The organism is Nonomuraea sp. NPDC049419 (assembly GCF_040676995.1).
GTDB classification, from domain to species: domain Bacteria; phylum Actinomycetota; class Actinomycetes; order Streptosporangiales; family Streptosporangiaceae; genus Nonomuraea; species Nonomuraea salmonea.
This window is the reverse complement of sequence record NZ_JBFAQB010000001.1, coordinates 451,137-466,452: the sequence shown is the minus strand read 5'-3', so window position 1 is coordinate 466,452 and position 15,316 is coordinate 451,137. Positions and strand designations below refer to the sequence as shown.

Annotated in this window: 13 protein-coding genes; 8 read left to right on the top strand and 5 right to left on the bottom strand. The window is 71.2% G+C overall.

Annotated features, from left to right (window positions below; genetic code table 11):
* Positions 1-2: 2 nt before the first annotated feature.
* From AB0K12_RS02295 to AB0K12_RS02285, 3 genes are read right to left on the bottom strand one after another with little or no spacing between them, the layout of a single operon-like run.
* Positions 3-1,298, bottom strand: a complete 1,296-nt coding sequence (locus AB0K12_RS02295) for an ATPase, T2SS/T4P/T4SS family (protein WP_364555054.1) — start codon at positions 1,296-1,298, stop codon at positions 3-5.
* The gene (locus AB0K12_RS02290; protein WP_345396327.1) at positions 1,295-2,011 is read right to left on the bottom strand and encodes a hypothetical protein; all 717 of its coding nucleotides are present in this window, start codon (positions 2,009-2,011) and stop codon (positions 1,295-1,297) included. The genes AB0K12_RS02295 and AB0K12_RS02290 overlap by 4 nt, the downstream gene beginning before the upstream one ends.
* Position 2,012: 1 nt before the next feature.
* On the bottom strand, positions 2,013-2,678 hold the full coding sequence (locus AB0K12_RS02285) for a hypothetical protein (RefSeq protein WP_364555053.1): 666 nt from the start codon (positions 2,676-2,678) through the stop codon (positions 2,013-2,015).
* A 320-nt stretch (positions 2,679-2,998) separates the two neighbouring features.
* On the opposite strand from AB0K12_RS02285, the gene AB0K12_RS02280 reads away from it, so the two are divergent.
* The 3 genes from AB0K12_RS02280 (at position 2,999) to eccB (ending at position 10,242) form a co-directional block, all read left to right on the top strand.
* The gene (locus tag AB0K12_RS02280) at positions 2,999-7,672 is read left to right on the top strand and encodes an FtsK/SpoIIIE domain-containing protein (protein ID WP_364555052.1); all 4,674 of its coding nucleotides are present in this window, start codon (positions 2,999-3,001) and stop codon (positions 7,670-7,672) included.
* 104 nt (positions 7,673-7,776) lie between these two features.
* Positions 7,777-8,703, top strand: coding sequence for a M23 family metallopeptidase (locus tag AB0K12_RS02275; protein WP_364555051.1), 927 nt, complete (start codon positions 7,777-7,779; stop codon positions 8,701-8,703).
* Between the two features lie 123 nt (positions 8,704-8,826).
* Positions 8,827-10,242 carry a type VII secretion protein EccB gene (gene eccB, locus AB0K12_RS02270; RefSeq protein ID WP_364555050.1) on the top strand — a complete coding sequence of 472 codons (1,416 nt, stop codon included), beginning with the start codon at positions 8,827-8,829 and terminating at the stop codon, positions 10,240-10,242.
* A 12-nt stretch (positions 10,243-10,254) separates the two neighbouring features.
* Here eccB and AB0K12_RS02265 read toward each other — a convergent pair whose 3' ends face one another.
* Both AB0K12_RS02265 and AB0K12_RS02260 read right to left on the bottom strand, forming a co-directional pair.
* Positions 10,255-11,061, bottom strand: a complete 807-nt coding sequence (locus AB0K12_RS02265; RefSeq protein WP_364555049.1) for a hypothetical protein — start codon at positions 11,059-11,061, stop codon at positions 10,255-10,257.
* 6 nt (positions 11,062-11,067) lie between these two features.
* Positions 11,068-12,180 carry a hypothetical protein gene (locus tag AB0K12_RS02260; protein WP_364555048.1) on the bottom strand — a complete coding sequence of 371 codons (1,113 nt, stop codon included), beginning with the start codon at positions 12,178-12,180 and terminating at the stop codon, positions 11,068-11,070.
* Positions 12,181-12,360: 180 nt separating this feature from the next.
* Between AB0K12_RS02260 and AB0K12_RS02255 the strand changes: the two genes are divergently transcribed.
* From AB0K12_RS02255 to AB0K12_RS02235, 5 genes are read left to right on the top strand one after another with little or no spacing between them, the layout of a single operon-like run.
* Positions 12,361-12,699: a WXG100 family type VII secretion target gene (locus AB0K12_RS02255; protein WP_355411184.1), complete on the top strand. Its 339-nt coding sequence runs from the start codon at positions 12,361-12,363 to the stop codon at positions 12,697-12,699.
* A gap of 19 nt (positions 12,700-12,718) precedes the next feature.
* Positions 12,719-13,030, top strand: coding sequence for a WXG100 family type VII secretion target (locus AB0K12_RS02250; RefSeq protein WP_345396304.1), 312 nt, complete (start codon positions 12,719-12,721; stop codon positions 13,028-13,030).
* A 40-nt stretch (positions 13,031-13,070) separates the two neighbouring features.
* Positions 13,071-13,430 (top strand): hypothetical protein, encoded by a 360-nt coding sequence (locus AB0K12_RS02245; RefSeq protein ID WP_364555047.1) that lies wholly within the window; start codon positions 13,071-13,073, stop codon positions 13,428-13,430.
* Positions 13,430-14,905 carry a hypothetical protein gene (locus tag AB0K12_RS02240; RefSeq protein WP_364555046.1) on the top strand — a complete coding sequence of 492 codons (1,476 nt, stop codon included), beginning with the start codon at positions 13,430-13,432 and terminating at the stop codon, positions 14,903-14,905. Before AB0K12_RS02245 ends, AB0K12_RS02240 begins: the two co-directional genes overlap by 1 nt.
* Complete coding sequence (locus tag AB0K12_RS02235; RefSeq protein ID WP_364555045.1) at positions 14,902-15,312, top strand: hypothetical protein; 411 nt, start codon at positions 14,902-14,904, stop codon at positions 15,310-15,312. Before AB0K12_RS02240 ends, AB0K12_RS02235 begins: the two co-directional genes overlap by 4 nt.
* Positions 15,313-15,316: the final 4 nt, after the last annotated feature.

Here is a 15,316-nt window from a genome sequence, read left to right as displayed (position 1 = left end):
GCTCACCAGCCCCCCGGGTGGTAGCCGTGCGCGGCCAGCTCCTCCAGGCAGGAGAGCGGCGCGTGCGGGACGGCGGCGCCGTCGGGACCTGGCACGAAGACCTCGCTGGACAGCACGCGGCCGTCGCAGCCGTTGACCTCGCGGATGCTGGAGACGTAGCGGCGCAGCTTGCCGCCGAGGTGGTAGTCGTTGCGCTTCTCGATGAAGACGACGAAGTCGATGGCGCCGGCGATGAGCATGTGGGTGGCGTCGATGGGCAGGCGCTCGGAGGCCTGCAGCGCGTACGTGGCGATGCGGTTGAAGACCTCCATGCTGGAGTTGGCGTGGATGGTCGACAGGGAGCCGTCGTTGCCCTGGGTCATCGCGTTGAGCATGGTGACGATCTCGTCGCCGAGCACCTCGCCGACGATGACGCGGCTGGGGTTCATCCGCAGGGAGCGGCGGACCAGCTCGGCCATGGAGATCTCGCCCTGGCCCTCGGAGTTGGGCAGGCGCTGCTCGAAGGCGACGACGTTGGGATGGAGCTCGGGGAACTGGTCGAGGCCGAGCTCAAGGGCGCGTTCGACGGTGATGAGGCGCTCGGTGGCCGGGATCTCGTTGGCCAGGGCGCGCAGCAGGGTGGTCTTGCCCGCGTTGGTGGAGCCGGCGATCATGATGTTCTTGCGGGCGGCGACGGCCGCCGCCAGAAACCGCCCCACGTCCGGACTTATCGTGCCGTTGCCGACGAGGTCGGTCATGAAGACCTTGCCGAGCCGGGCGCGGCGGATCGAGATGGCCGGCCTGACCGTGACGTCCATGACCGCGCTGAGCCGGGAGCCGTCCGGCAACCGCAGGTCGAGCTGGGGGTTGGCGGTGTCGAACGGCCGGCTCGACAGCCCTGAGTAGGCCGCCAGGATCTGGATGAGCTCGATGAGCTCCTCGTCGGACTCGGCGACCGGGTCGTGCATCAGCTCCTGGCCGTCGGCGTAGCTGACGAAGACCTTGTCGCAGCCGTTGATGTCGATGTTCTCGACCTGGGGGTCGTCGAGCAGCGGCTGGAGCCTGCCCACCCCGAACAGCGCCGCGTGGATGCCGGCCGCGAGCGCCTCTTCCTCCTCCACGGTGGGCGGGGTACGGCCGGAGCCGATCTCGTTGCGGGCGTGCTCCTCCAGCACCTGGGAGATCAGCGCCCTGGCGAACTGGCGCTCGTCCTCGCCGGTCATCGGGGGCAGGCCGTTGGCCTGGTCGAGCCGGCGCTGGTGGGCCAGGCGGTCGCCGACCTCCTGGCGGAAGCGCTTGACGAGGGAGTGGTCGATCATCGGTGGCTCACCAGCCTCTGCGCGAGGTCGCGGGCCGTACGGATGAGCAGGGAGCGGTCGAGCCTGCCGCCCCACTGGCCGCGCAGCAGCTCGGCGCCCTTGGGGTCGTGGGCCAGGCCGTGCACGTACTGCACGGTGTTGCCGACGATCCTGCGGACGTCCTCGATCGAGCCGCGGTAGTTGCGCGGGTCGGCGATCACGACGACGCCGTGCGCCTTGGTGATCTGCAGCCGCTCGCGCAGGTGGGCGACGTGGTCGAGGGTGGCCCTGGTGAGCAGGACGACCTGTTCGGCCTCGGCGATGAGGTCGCCGAGCTGCGGGTGGGCGCCCAGCCTGCCGCAGTCGGCGATGACGTCGGCGCCCGGTATGGCAGCCAGCGCCCTGCCGAGCGGGCCCCAGAGCCAGGTGAGGCCGGCCGCCTGCTCGCCGTGGCCGAGCCCGACGAGCACGTCGAGCCCGCCGACGATCTTCTGGGTGTGCTGCTGGATCTGCGCCGCCTCCAGGCCGCGCCGGGCGGTGGCGCCGAGCGTGAGCAGCCCCTTGGCCGGGTTGAGCACGCCGCCGTCGGCGGCGGGCAGGCGGTAGGCGAGGTCGCCGCCGGCGGGGTCGCATTCGGCCAGCAGCACCGGACGCGGCCAGACCGCCGCCAGCGCCGTGGCGGCGGTGGTCACCCCCGGCGCGCCCTTGTCGGCCGCCAGTACGATGAGCCCCACGTCAGCGCGCTCCCGGAAGTTCGGCCACCGCGATCTCACCGGCGGAGGCGGCGGCCACGATCTCGGGCGCGGCCGGGGCGTCGACGACCACGGTGATCTGGCCGGAGGCCGCGCTTCTCGACCGCTCGCCCACGGAGAAGACGAGCGCGCTCGCGGCGAGCACGCGGCTTTCTCCCTGGCTCTGCCGGCTGGGTACGAGAATCACCTGTACGCGATCGCCTTTGTCTACTCCCGCTGGCATTTGTCCTGGCTTGAGGGACAATCCGACGGTCGCTTTTCCTTCGCCCAGCTCACTGCTCGTCCGTACGCCCATCTCATTGGTGAGCAGCGTGCCCGGCAGGATGGTGACGGAGGCGAAGCTGTCGAGCACCTGCTGGCGCTGCGACCACGCGACGAAGTCGATGCCGGTGTCGGCGATCTTCACTTCTTCGATCGCCTCCTTGGTGAACTTCTGGCCCGCGCCGACCTGTTGCGTGACGCGAATGGCGGACACCCTGTCGCCGCTGTTGAGCACGAGCATGGTCGTGGCCAGCGCCCCGCCCAGGATGAGCAGGACGGCCAGCGCGGCGAGCGCGGGCTTGCGTTCCCTGGGAGGCACGGGGAGCTTGCGCGAGGCCGGCCCGGACAACCCCGCCGCGTTGGCGGCAGGCTTTTCACTGGTCCTCATGGGTGGGGGCTCCCGGAGTGAATTGCGGAATTCACGCCATTATGTGGGGATCACTCCGGCGGAGGTGGCGGAATTCGGTGACCCATGCTTCTTTCGCAGGTGACATGGTGTCAAGCCGAATTCATCGATGCTTATCGTTTCTACCGAGTTGACGAATCTCGAAATTTCCGGCACGTCGCCTCTGGGGTAACTCCCGTCACAGCTTTCACAGCGATTCCGGCCCCCTGATCTCGCTCGCCATGCCATTCCCGTCAACAGGCGCACCCGGCCACGTTCCGGACGCTACTTTGGGCGCCCGAAGTCGACCCAGGAGACGGCACATGCGGATCATGCTCACCGTGATCGGCGGGCCCGGTGATGGGCAGGGAAGCGGGCCCCGTTATGGGCAGGCCGGCGAAGCCGGCGGCGAGCGCAACGCCGGGCAGGGTGACCGTGACGTCGTGATCGACGCCGACGACGGGCTCACGGTGGCCAGGCTGAGCGCGGCGCTCCGCGACGAGCGCCCGCTGGCCGACGTCCTCCGCCTGCCCCAGGCACGGGCCCAATCACGGGCCCCATCACGGGCCCCATCACGGGCGCCGTACGCCCCCGCCGCCGCGGGCGCCCACGTGCCCAGGCCACGCCGCCCCGGGCGCTCCGACATGGGGCCGCCCGTGCTGTGGCGCGACGGCCGCCCGCTGGACCCCGCGGCCAAGGTCACCGCCGTGCTGCGCGACGGCGACAAGGTCACGCTGGACGCCGCGCTCGCCCGCGCCACCCTCGTCGAGGAGCCGGGCGGCGTCGCCGAGGTCCGCGTGGTCGGCGGCCCCGCCGCAGGAGCCGTGCACCGGCTGGGGCTCGGCGTGCACGTCATCGGGGCCGACCCGATGTGCGCGATCGCGGTACGCGACCCGGCGCTCGCGCCCGAGGCGGTCACCGTACGCGTGCGACCGGAGTCGATCACCGTGGAGCCGGCCTGGCGGCCGCCGGGCGAGGCGCCGAAGCTGAAGCTCAAGGGACGCTGGGCCGAGGAGGTCGCCGAGCTCACCGCGCGGACCGCGGAGCGGCAGGCGGCGGAGCTGTCGGCCGGCTACGGCGAGGTGCCCGAGCTGGACGGCACGCCGGTCACCGAACCCGTCGAGTGGCCCGACCAGGCCGTGCTGACCTGCGGCTCCTCGGTGTTCGTGCTCACCTCGATCGAGCCGAAGGACGCGCACCTGGCGCCGCTCACCGAGGGCGGCGTGGCCTACAACCGGCCGCCCCGGCTGCGCAGGCCGGAGCCGCAGCGCACGTTCGTCAAGCCGAAGGCGCCCACCAGGAGCGAGGGCATGCGGCTGCAGCTGCTGGCCGCGTGCCTGCCCGCCGTGCTCGGGCTGACGCTGGCGATCGCGCTCAAGCAGTGGTACTACCTGCTCGTCGCCTTCATGACGCCGATCATCATGATCGGCCAGTGGTGGAGCGACCGCCGGCACGGCAAGAAGCAGTACAAGAAGGCGGTCAGGGAGCATCAGGAGGAGGTGCGGGCGTACGACGAGGCCGTCGAGCGGGCCCGCGCCGCCGACGAGGCGGCTCGCCGGGCCGACGCGCCCGACCCGGCCCAGGTGCTGCTGACCGCGACGGGGCCGCGCCGGCGGCTGTGGGAGCGCAGGATCCACGACTCCGACGCGCTGCGGCTGCGGGTGGGGCTCGCCGACCTGCCCGCCGACCTGGAGCTGTCGGAGGAGCAGGGCGGGCCCATCGATCCGCCCGTCTGCCGCTCCGTGCCGGTCGCGCTGCCGATGCGCCGGCTGGGCGTGGCGGGCGTGACGGGCCCGCGTACGGCGGCGACCGGGCTGGCCGGCTGGCTGATCGCGCAGGCGGCGACCCTGCACAGCCCGCGTGACCTGGCCATCGTGGTGGTGTCGGCGCACGCGGACGCCGAGCGGCGCTGGGGCTGGCTGCGCTGGCTGCCGCACTGCACGCCGCAGGCAGGCCAGGAGTGCGTGGTGCTGGTGGGCACCGACCCCGAGTCGGCCGCGCGCCGGGTCTCGGAGCTGGCCGCGCTCATCGACGAGCGCCAGAACACCACGATCCCCGAGCTGGGCAAGGTGCCGACCGGCTGGGACGACCTCGGCGGGCCCGAGAAGCCCACGTTCTCCTCCTACGACGTGCGCCCGTACGACGTGCTGGTGATCCTCGACGGCGCCCAGGTGCTGCGCGGCCTGCCGAACATGCCGCAGGTGCTGCGGCAGGGGCCGCGCGCCGGGGTGTTCACGCTGGCCATCGACGAGGACCAGCGGCTGCTGCCCGAGGAGTGCCAGACGGTGGCCGCGTGCGGCGACGACGGGCTCGTCCACCTGCGCGGCGGCGGCCTCGACGTGATCGGTCCCGTGCTGTCCGACCGGGTCTCGCCCGCCTGGTGCGACCGGCTGGCCAGGGCCCTCGCCCCCATCCGCGACGTGAGCAGGGACGACCCCGGCGGCAACCTGCCCGACGCGGCCCGCCTGCTCGACCTGATGGCCATGCCGGCGCCCTCGGCCGCGGAACTGGCCGCGAGGTGGGGGAAGCGGGGCAGCACGAAGGCGCTGATCGGGGTGGGCCCCGACGGCCCCTTCTCGGTCGACCTCAAGCTCGACGGCCCGCACGGGCTGATCGCCGGCACCACCGGCGCGGGCAAGTCGGAGCTGCTGCAGACGCTGATCTGCTCGCTGGCCGTGGCCAACAGGCCCGACCAGCTGACGTTCGTGCTCATCGACTACAAGGGCGGGGCGGCCTTCAAGGAGTGCGTACGGCTCCCGCACACGGTCGGCATGGTCAGCGACCTGGATGGCCACCTGACCCAGCGGGCGCTCGACTCGCTGGCCGCCGAGATCAGGCGCAGGGAACGCCTGCTGCTGTCGGCGGGGGCCAAGGACATCGATGACTACGAGGGGCCGGGGCTGCCCCGGCTGGTGCTGATCATCGACGAGTTCGCCGCGCTGGTGGCCGAGCTGCCCGACTTCGTGACGGGCCTGGTGGACATCGCCCGCAGGGGCCGGTCGCTCGGCATCCACCTCATCCTGGCGACCCAGCGGCCGGCCGGCGTGGTGACGGCCGACATCCAGGCCAACACCTCGCTGCGGATCGCGCTGCGGGTGACCGAGCCGGCCGAGTCGGCCGACGTCATCGACCAGCCGGACGCGGCGCACATCTCCAAGAACACGCCGGGCCGGTGCTACGTGCGCTCGGGCGCGGGGGCGGCGGTGGCCGTCCAGACCGCCAGGGTGGGCGGGCGCGGCCCGGCGGCGGGCGGCGAGCGCGACGCGGCCCGCGTACGGGTGCTTGACGTGGGCTGGCGCGCCCTCGGCAAGCCGCTGCCGCCGCCCCCTCAGAGTGACGAGGAGGACGCCGCCACCACGGACCTCACGCTGGTCGCCGACGCGCTCATCGAGGCCGCCGAGCTGGCGGGCGTGCCCGCGCAGCCGAGCCCGTGGCTTGAGCCGCTCCCCGACCGCCTCGTCCTGGACCTTCCCGCAGGCCCGCCGGCCCAGGACGACGAGGTGCGGCCGCTGCCGTTCGGCATCACCGACCGGCCGTGGTCGCAGGACCGCAGCCCGCTGGCGCTCGACGTGGCGCACGGTGGCCACCTGCTCGTCGCGGGCGCGGCGCGCAGCGGGCGTTCGACGGTGCTGCGCACGATCGCGGGTTCGATCGCCGCCCGCACCTCCCCGGACGACGTGCACGTGCACGCGGTGGACTGCGGCTCAGGCGCGCTGCTGCCGCTGGTGGCGATGCCGCACTGCGGCGCGGTCATCACCCGCGATCAGCTCGACCGCATGGAACGGCTGCTGAACCGGCTGAAGACCGAGGTGGGGCGGCGCCAGCAGCTGCTGGCCGAGGCCGGGCACGCCTCGCTGGCGGAGTACCGGCAGGCGGGGCACCGGCTGCCGTGGCTGGTGTTCATGCTGGACCGCTGGGAGGGCTTCGTGGCCGCGTTCGAGGGCTACGACTACGGCAGGCTCATCGAGTCGCTGCTGCAGCTGCTGCGCGAGGGCCCCGCCGTTGGGCTGCGCGCGGTGGTCACCAGCGACCGGTCGGGGCTGCTCGGCCAGGTGTCCACGGTCTTCGACGACCGGCTGCTGCTGCGGCTGTCCGACGCCGCCGACTACGGGCTCGCGGGTTTCCCGCTCAAGGGCCTGCCGTCGGTGCTGCCGCCGGGCCGGGCGCTGTCGATGGGCGAGCACGGCATCGTCGAGCACCAGATCGCGCTGCTCGCCGCCGACCCGGCGGGTCCCGCGCAGGTGGCGGCGCTGCAGGCGCTGGCCCGGGAGGCGGGCCCGGCCGCGGGACGGCGTTGGGGTGCGGGCGGCCCGCCGCTGCGGGTGGACGCGCTGCCGCTGCGGATCACCGCCACGCAGGCGATGGAGCTGGAGCCCGGCTTCAGCCCGCCGTCGCCGCTGTGGGCGCTGATCGGCGCGGGCGGCGACGCGCTCGCGCCGCTGGGCCTCGACCTGCTGGCGCAGGGTCCCGGCGCGGTGGTCGCCGGGCCGTCCCGCTCGGGGCGCTCGTCGGTGCTGGTGACGGCCGCCCGGTCGCTGATCGCGCAGGGCACGCCGGTGGTCGCGGTCGCGCCCAGGCGCAGCCCGCTGCGGGACCTGGAGGGCGCCGTGGCGGTGCTGGACGGCGAGGCCACCGACCTGGCGGAGCTGGTGGCCGACCTGCACGACTACGTGGTGCTGGTGGACGACGCCGAGCTGATCAACCCGGACGGGCCGCTCGGCACGGCGCTGGAGGAGGTGCTGCGCTCCGGGCGGGACGGCGACCACGGGCTGCTGATCGCGGGGACGACAGGGGACCTCGCGGTGGCGTACCGGGGGTTCGTGGCGGAGACGCGCAAGGCGCGTACGGGGGTGCTGCTCGCGGTGCAGGGGCAGACCGACGGGGACCTGTTCACGATCCGGCTGCCGCGCGGCGCGACGGGTGGGCCCCAGGGCCGCGGCTTCCTGGTGACGGCCGGGACGATCACCCCGATCCAGGCGGCCCTGCCGGACGAGTGACCCCGCCGGCGCGACCCTTATATCAACAAAAATCGACTCATTACGGTGAACATCCGGCGAAACCGCTAGCCGGGTCGATCATCGAACTGGCAGGCTTCGGTGCCGTGCGTAAGAAGATCCTCATCGCGAGCGCGTGTGTCACCGCGGCGCTCCCCCTCCTCTGGACGACCCCCGCCTCGGCCGTCTCCACTGCGAGCGCGGCCGCCGCCGGCGTCACCTACCAGCTCCCCTTCCCCTGTGGGGAGAAGTGGGTGGGCAGCAGCAAGAGCTCCGCCCACACCGCCGGTTACGAGATCGACTTCAACGGCAGCGCGACGGACGGGGACGCCGACCTCGGCCGTACCGTGGTCGCGGCGGCCGCCGGCAAGGTCGTGATGTCGGAGTACCGGACCACCGACGGCTTCGGCAACGTCATCAAGATCCAGCACACCGACGGCACGGTCACGCTGTACGCCCACCTCAACAGCCGCTCGGTCGCCAAGGGCGCGAGCGTCAAGCAGGGGCAGAAGATCGGCACGCTGGGCAAGTCGTCGGCCAAGTACAAGATGGCCGCGCACCTCCACTTCGAGGTGCGCACCTCCGCCGGCAAGATCGTTCCGGCCACCTTCAACGGCAGCAGGTTCGGCTACCCGAACGCGACCGTGACCTCGAGGAACTGCGGCGGGGGCAGCTCCCCGACCAGCGACACGTCGAAGCCGGGCGGCGGCGGCAACCCGTACTCGGCGCCCCAGGTCTGCGGCTCGGGCTTCAGGCAGATCGACTCGGCCGCGCTGGGCAGCCAGGGCCGGGTGGCGCTGCTCTACAACGCCTCCAACGGCCAGAACTGCGTGGTCGCGCTGCGCAACAGCTCATCAGGAAAGGCGTCCATGACCGCCTACCTGGAGGTCAAGGGCAAGAAGCGGGCGATCGACAAGGGCAGCTTCCAGTACTACGCGGGCCCGGTCCGCGCCAAGGCGCTGCGCACCTGCGTCAAGTGGGGCGGCTCGATCGGCTCCGCCAAGTACGACAGCCCGTTCGAGCACTGCTCCTGACGTCCACAGGGACGTTCACAGCGGTGTTCACGGCAGGGCCCTGCCGTCTCAGCGGTACCTGAGGGGCTGCTGAGACGGCAGGGCCTTTATGCTGATGCGCGGGTTTTGTCGCAGGGAGGTGCCGTGCAGACCAAGAAGGACCTCTACCAGGCCCACCGGCTGCAGCAGCAGCGGCTCGGCATGGCCCTGTTGCAGGCCGAGCCCGACGTGGCCGAGCCGCCCACCCGGCGGCAGAACGTCGCCACCTTCGGCGGCATCCTGGTCGCCGTACTCATCATGGCGGTGTTCGGGATCTGGGGGATGATCAAGCCGGGCAACGCCACCAAGCTCACCGACCCCGGGCAGCTGCTGGTCGAGGAGGAGAGCGGCGCCAAGTACATCTACAGCGAGCAGCAGCGGCGGATGCTGCCGGTCGCCAACTACGTCTCGGCGCGGCTGGTGCTCGACTCCGCCGAGATCACGACCAAGACCGTGACCGCGGCCTCCCTGGCCGACTACGCCCGCGGGCCGCTCATCGGCATCTCCGGGGCCCCCGACTCGCTGCCGGTCAAGGAGAAGCTGGTCAAGGCGCCCTGGTCGGTGTGCGTGGTGGAGGGGCCCGACAAGCTCCTCGGTCGCAAGTCGTACACGAGCCTGGTGGGCGGGCAGGACGTCGGCGGCCGGCCGATCGGCGGGGACGCGATGGTGGTCTCCGACGGCCGCCAGAACTGGCTCATCTGGGGCGAGCGCCGCATGCGGGTGCCCGCGCACGGCGTGCGCGCCCTCAACGCGCAGCCCCGGCAGGTACCGGCGGCCTGGCTCAACGCGCTGCCCGTCGGCCACGACTTCGACGGGCCGCGGGTGCAGCAGCGCGGCAAGAAGATCCGCGGCGGCGGCAAGGTGGCCGCGACGGTCGGCCAGGTGTTCACGGTGCCGGCCGCGCAGGGCACGCCGGCCCGCTACTACGTGCTGCTCGCCGACGGCCTCGCCCCCATCTCCCCCGTGCAGGCCACGCTCCTGCTGGAGAACCCCGAGAGCAAGAAGGCGTACGGCAGGGCCGCCGTCAGGGCCATCCCGATCGACGCCGCCTCCGCCAACGCCTCGCCCTCGAAGACGAACGTCATGGACACCTCGCTGCCGCAGGCCATGCCGAAGGTGATGGGCGTCAACGGCTCGGTGCCGCTGTGCATCGTGTACGGCGCCACACAGGCCGGCTCGCTGGCCACGAAGGTGACGGCGGGCAGCAAGATCCCGATCCCCACCCCGGCGAGCTCGGCCGTGCAGGGCCAGTACGACCAGATCCTGCTGCCGCCGGGCAGCGCCGTCGTGGCCGGGCTGCTGCCGGGCGAGGGCCAGATCAACGCGGTGAACAACGCGCTGTCCCTGATCACCGATCAGGGCGTGCGCCACCCGCTGCCGTCGGGCGACGTGCTGGCCAAGCTGGGCTACGACGCGGGCGACGTCGCGCCGGTGCCGGCGAGCATCATGCACGCGATCCCGCAGGGCCCCGCCCTGGACCCGGCCGCCGCCTGGACACCGCTGACGGCCGGGAGCAAGTGACGCGGGCCCGGCTCAGACGCCCATGTTCCCGAGAATGCCCAGATCGGGCTTGTTGGCGCCCGCCTCGGCGAGCGGGGACTTGGTGAAGTCCACCTCTTCCACGTCGTACTGGATGGCTCCGTCGATCAGGTCCGGCGTCTTGGTGGGGACGGCGTTCATGGCCAGCAGATCCTTGCTGGCCTGGTTATAGACCACACCCGCCGCGCCCACCGCCATCGCGACCCTCAAGATGACCTTGCGGTGATTCGTGAAGATCCGCAAAGCCGTCGCGTGGATCTTCACCACGACCTTCATGACGCTTTGCATGACGGCGATGCGGGCGACCGGATTGAAGGTGGAGGCGACCACGAGCGCCGCGAACCCGGCAAGAGCGCGGGCGATCCACTTGAAGAACTGCAGCACCCAGTGGGAGATGTGGGCCGATGCCTTGAGCGTCTGGCCGCAACCCTCCCTGTTCCTGTCGAGCGTCTCCAGCTTCCGATCGAGCTCTTCCGCCCTCTTTTGGAACGTCGTGTAGGCCTGGCCCTTCCAGTCCTGCTTGCCGATCTCCGCGACCATCCGCTTCAGCTCCGAGCGCAGGACCGCGAGGTCGCCGGCGCCGACGGCCGCGCCCGGCGACCCCTTCGAGTCGGCGACGGGTTTCACGCCGACCGGGGTCGCGTCGAGCCACTGGTCCGCGGCCCGGTCCTGCTCGGCCGGGTCCATCGTGACCATGGCCATGAGGGCGACCAGCGGCCGCGCGTACGGCATGACCGTTGACGCCAGTCCAGCCAAGCCCAGGGCGACCAGGTACTCGTTGCGATCCGACTCATAGGCCATGCGCGGCTACACCTCCTCGTTGCGGATGACGGCCGGGCCGTGTTCCTCGTCGAAGCCCCAGGCACTCTCGTCCTCGCTGAGGTACGGGCCGCTCTCGCCGTTCTTCTCGTCCCGGTTCATGGCGCCGGCGCCGCCGCCCATGGGCGGCGGGTAGAACGGCATGCCGGAGTTGAGCGCCTTGGAGATGCTGCCGGGCGGCGCGCCGCCCAAGGCGGCGCCGACGCCACCGCCGCCTATGCCGCTCTCGGGAACCAGGCTCGTCCGCGGCATGGTGCTCGTGGTGCGCGGGTCGAAGGCGTTGGGGTCGGGGATGCGGGTCTGCGGGATCTGGTTGGCGAGGTTGCGGTCGATCCCGGCCAGGTCCGAGGTCCCGGGCTGGTCGAGGCCCTTGAAGTCGGGGTTCGGCAGGTCGGGGTTCTGCAAGTCGGGGTTCGGCAGGTTCGGGTTCTGCGCGTTGGGGTCCGGCAGGTTCGGGTCCGGCACGTTCGGGTTGGGTATGTCCGGGTTCTGCGCGTTGGGGTCCGGCAGGTTCGGGTCCGGGACGTTCGGGTTGGGTATGTCCGGGTTCTGCGCGTCCGGGCGGCCGGGGCCGGGGATGTCCACGCCGGGGGTGCCGGGGCCGTCGATGTCTTCCATGCCCGGCACGTCCGGGCCGCCGGGGGGCTTCAGGTTCGGGTCCAACGGGCCGATGTTCTTCATGTCGCCGGGCCCCTGGGGCATCTTGATGTCCCCCGGGCCACCGGGGTTCTTGTTCTTGGCCTTGCTGGCCTGCTCCGCGGCGTCGACGTTCTCCGCGATCTGGTTGATCGCGGCCTCCCAGGACTCCAGCACCTGCCGGCCGCTCGCCAGCGCGTCGGCGGCGCCGTCGCGGACGTTGCGGTGCACGACGTTGAGGCCGCCCCCGATCACGCCGAACGTCAACGGGCTCATGTCGATGGCGCGGGTCTTCTCGCTCAGGTCGCCCATGGTGGGGGCGTAGCTCCCGACGTTCTTGCCGAGGCTGCGCACCTTGTCCGGCTTCATGTCGAGCTCGGGATCCTTCTTGAAAGGATCGACGGCACTCCCGAAGCTGCTCAGCGCCGAGGAGAACGGGTCACTAGCGGCCGATGGATTCGACATACGCCCCCCTTGTCACATCCATCACATACGTTATCTGGCAAACCGGCACCATCCACCCCATTGATATGGAAAATTGACGTGATCACGTGCGACCCTAGTGATCGATGTTCACTACTGTGACGACCATGCCGACAGTGCGCGGTCGGCGGTAGTAAGCCGACCAGCAAGGAAGGAGAGCCTGTGGGCGCCGAACCGCAGACTCAAGTAAGCCAAGCCGATCTCGTCGCGGCGGTGCAGCGTATCGAGGACGCGGCCATCCGGCTGCGTACCATCCAGCGCAACCTCGACACCGCGGGCGTGGAACTCAAGCACAACTGGGTCGGCCAGTCGGAGGCGGCGTTCGACGCCGTGCACAAGATCTGGCACCAGCGCATGGACAGGGTGCTGCAGAGCCTGAAGACCCTGGCCGAGAACATCACGACGAGCAACAGGAACTACGTCCAGTTCAACCAGGAGCGCGAGGAGGCGACCAACAGGATCGCCGCCGCGATCAACGCTGGATTCAACGGCCGGACCTGACGCACTCCAGGAGGACAGCATGCCTGCAGACGACATCTTCGACGTCACAAAGGTCAATTTCCAGGGCCTGGGCAAGGGCGAGGAAGCCTTCGCCAAGGCGTTCAACGACATGGTCACCTGCCTCGACGAGCTCGAGCGCGACCTGCTGGCCAAGAGCGCGATCTGGCAGGGCCAGACCAAGACCGTCTTCGACGAGGTCCGCAAGCTCTGGGAGCTCGAGGCCAGGGACATGTCGCAGTTCGTGGAAGCGCTGAAGTCGAACATCAACGTCACGAACATGAACATGCAGCAGGTCGAGATGATCAACAGCCGGATCTTCGACCACAAGTAAGACCCAGGCGATCTCGCCGGGGCCCTGACCAAGGGGGAGCATGGGCACCGATCGTGGAGTGGACCTCAGCAAGGAAGCGATCAAGGCGGCGCGGAGAGACCTGCTCGAGGCCCTCAAGCAGCTGGCCCCGGAGAAGGCCGGCGGTGACGCGTCGCCGGCCTTCGCGTCGCAAGGGGGCGTCAACCAACTGACCACCGACCCTCAGGCCATGTACGGGTTCTGGCCGGCCGCGATGGGCTTCCAGGCGAGCGCCAACAACGGCATCGCCGCGGTCACCGCCTCGTACGAGAACATCGTCAGCCAGTTGAAGAACGCGATCGACCTCCTGGAGGAGGCCGTGGGCGGCTACGACGAGGTGGAGAAGGACAGCTCCGAGCGCTCGAACACGATGCGGGTCTGATGGCCGAGCAACAGCAACCGATCAGGACGCAGATCGACCAGACCGAGTTCGACGGCGCGACCACGCAGATGGTGCGTGAGACGCTCACCGCCAACAAGCCGGAGCTGCTCCGCACGGCGGCGGGTGAGCTGATGACCGCCAAGAAGCGCCTCGACAACCTGGTCGAGGTGCTCGACAGGCACCTGCGGGCGCTGGACGCGCGCTGGACCCAGGGCGATGACGCCAAGATCGTCAAGAAGGCGCTGCGCAAGCTGCGCGACTCGGCCGCCGACGTCTCCACGACGATCAGCGCCCAGCCCGCGGACGCCAAGCAGTGCCCCACGAACCCCTCGGGCGTCGCCCCCGCCCTCCTGCTGCAGGCCCACACACTGGCCGCCTACAGCGGGAGCAAGCTGCCCGAGACGCCCGACAGAGACGTCTCCTTCCTGGAGGCCGCCTTCCAGGGAGGGACGACGGGAGCAGGCGTCGGTGCGATCGGCGGCGCGTTCTTCGGCGGCGTGGGGGCGGGACCCGGCGCGGTGATCGGCGCCGTCTTCGGCACGGTCGCGGGCGGCATCACGTCCCTCTTCACCGACGGGCCCTTCGCCAACCTCGTCGGCGAGTCCAAGGAGGAGAAGGACAGGCGGCTCGCCAAGGAGCACCTCCGGCTGCTCAGTCAGGCCACCGCGGCGAACAACCAGGTCTTCCCGCCCCAGTTGCGGACCGACATCCCGCTGTTCGACCTGGGCCCGGGTGACCTGCCGAGGACGCCTTACGGCGGCGACCCCAACGTGCGCAACGTCAGTTCCAATCCGAAGGACACCGACCTGGGCGAGTTCGCTCCGCCCAACCAGGACGGCCTCTACGACCCGAGCCAGCACCAGATCCCCGGCCTCGGCGGCGTGGGCGGCCCCGGCGACGGCCAGAACGGCACGGGTCAGAACGGGACCGGGCTCGACGGCATCGGCTCCGACGGCACCGGCTCCGACGGCGCGGGACCAGGCGGCACCGGCCTCGACGGCGCGGGCCAGGACGGCACCGGGCTCGACGCCACCAACGGCGCGAACCTCCCGAACGGCACCGGAGTCGACGGGGCCGACCTCAAGCGCCCCGGCACCCCGAGCAGCACCACGCTGGCCGGCCTGCCGGACCCGTCCCAGCTCGGCGGCCTCCCGAACCCCAACACCGGCCTCAACCCGCCCACGTCCACCGGGATCGGCACCGGCTACGCCGGCGGCCCGGGCGGAGGGGGCGCCGGTGGTTACGGCGCTGTGGGCGGCGCCCTCGGCGGACCGGCCGGTGCGGCCGCCATGCGCGGGCTGGGCGGAGCCGGCCTCCCGATGATGCCGATGGCCCCGCCGAGCGGCCAGAAGCAGGAGGAGAAAAGGAGCGAGATGGGGCGCAGCACGTACGTGTGGGACGAAGAGGACTACTTCACCAGCGACGTGCCGACCATCGACGCCAACATCGACGGCGGTACGAAAGGCAGAGCATGAGACCGGCTGAGAACAGCTCTCCGGTGCCCGAACTGGAGCTGGCCAAGGACTTCCCCGGCCTGGAGGACGACGGGCGCGGCCCGTACATCGACCACTCAGAGGTCAGGGCCGTCGTCTCGCGGCTGCGCGAGCAGCTCGGCTCGGTGTACGGGAACCAGCCGGCCAGCATGAGCGCCACCTGGAGCGGCCCTGGCACGCTCGGCGAGGTGGCCGGGCTGGGCAACGTCGGGCCTGGCGAGACCGGGCCCTGGGAGGTGGCCAGCAGCTTCGGCTACAACACCGCCCGCGCGTACGAAGTGTTCGGCGACAGCTACACCAAGCTCATCGACTACGTCGAGAAGTGGGCGGAGGCGGTCGAGCGGGCCGTCGCGAACTATGAGAAGGGTCACGCCGACAGCAGTGCGTGAGAAG

What these genes read in the sequence shown, in the direction of transcription:
- AB0K12_RS02250 (WP_345396304.1), top strand. Translation starts at nt 12,719, where the DNA reads ATGCCTGCAGACGACATCTTCGACGTCACAAAGGTCAATTTCCAGGGC.
- AB0K12_RS02280 (WP_364555052.1), top strand. Translation starts at nt 2,999, where the DNA reads ATGCGGATCATGCTCACCGTGATCGGCGGGCCCGGTGATGGGCAGGGA.
- AB0K12_RS02285 (WP_364555053.1), bottom strand. Translation starts at nt 2,678, where the DNA reads ATGAGGACCAGTGAAAAGCCTGCCGCCAACGCGGCGGGGTTGTCCGGG.
- AB0K12_RS02240 (WP_364555046.1), top strand. Translation starts at nt 13,430, where the DNA reads ATGGCCGAGCAACAGCAACCGATCAGGACGCAGATCGACCAGACCGAG.
- AB0K12_RS02295 (WP_364555054.1), bottom strand. Translation starts at nt 1,298, where the DNA reads ATGATCGACCACTCCCTCGTCAAGCGCTTCCGCCAGGAGGTCGGCGAC.
- AB0K12_RS02235 (WP_364555045.1), top strand. Translation starts at nt 14,902, where the DNA reads ATGAGACCGGCTGAGAACAGCTCTCCGGTGCCCGAACTGGAGCTGGCC.
- AB0K12_RS02245 (WP_364555047.1), top strand. Translation starts at nt 13,071, where the DNA reads ATGGGCACCGATCGTGGAGTGGACCTCAGCAAGGAAGCGATCAAGGCG.
- AB0K12_RS02260 (WP_364555048.1), bottom strand. Translation starts at nt 12,180, where the DNA reads ATGTCGAATCCATCGGCCGCTAGTGACCCGTTCTCCTCGGCGCTGAGC.
- AB0K12_RS02265 (WP_364555049.1), bottom strand. Translation starts at nt 11,061, where the DNA reads ATGGCCTATGAGTCGGATCGCAACGAGTACCTGGTCGCCCTGGGCTTG.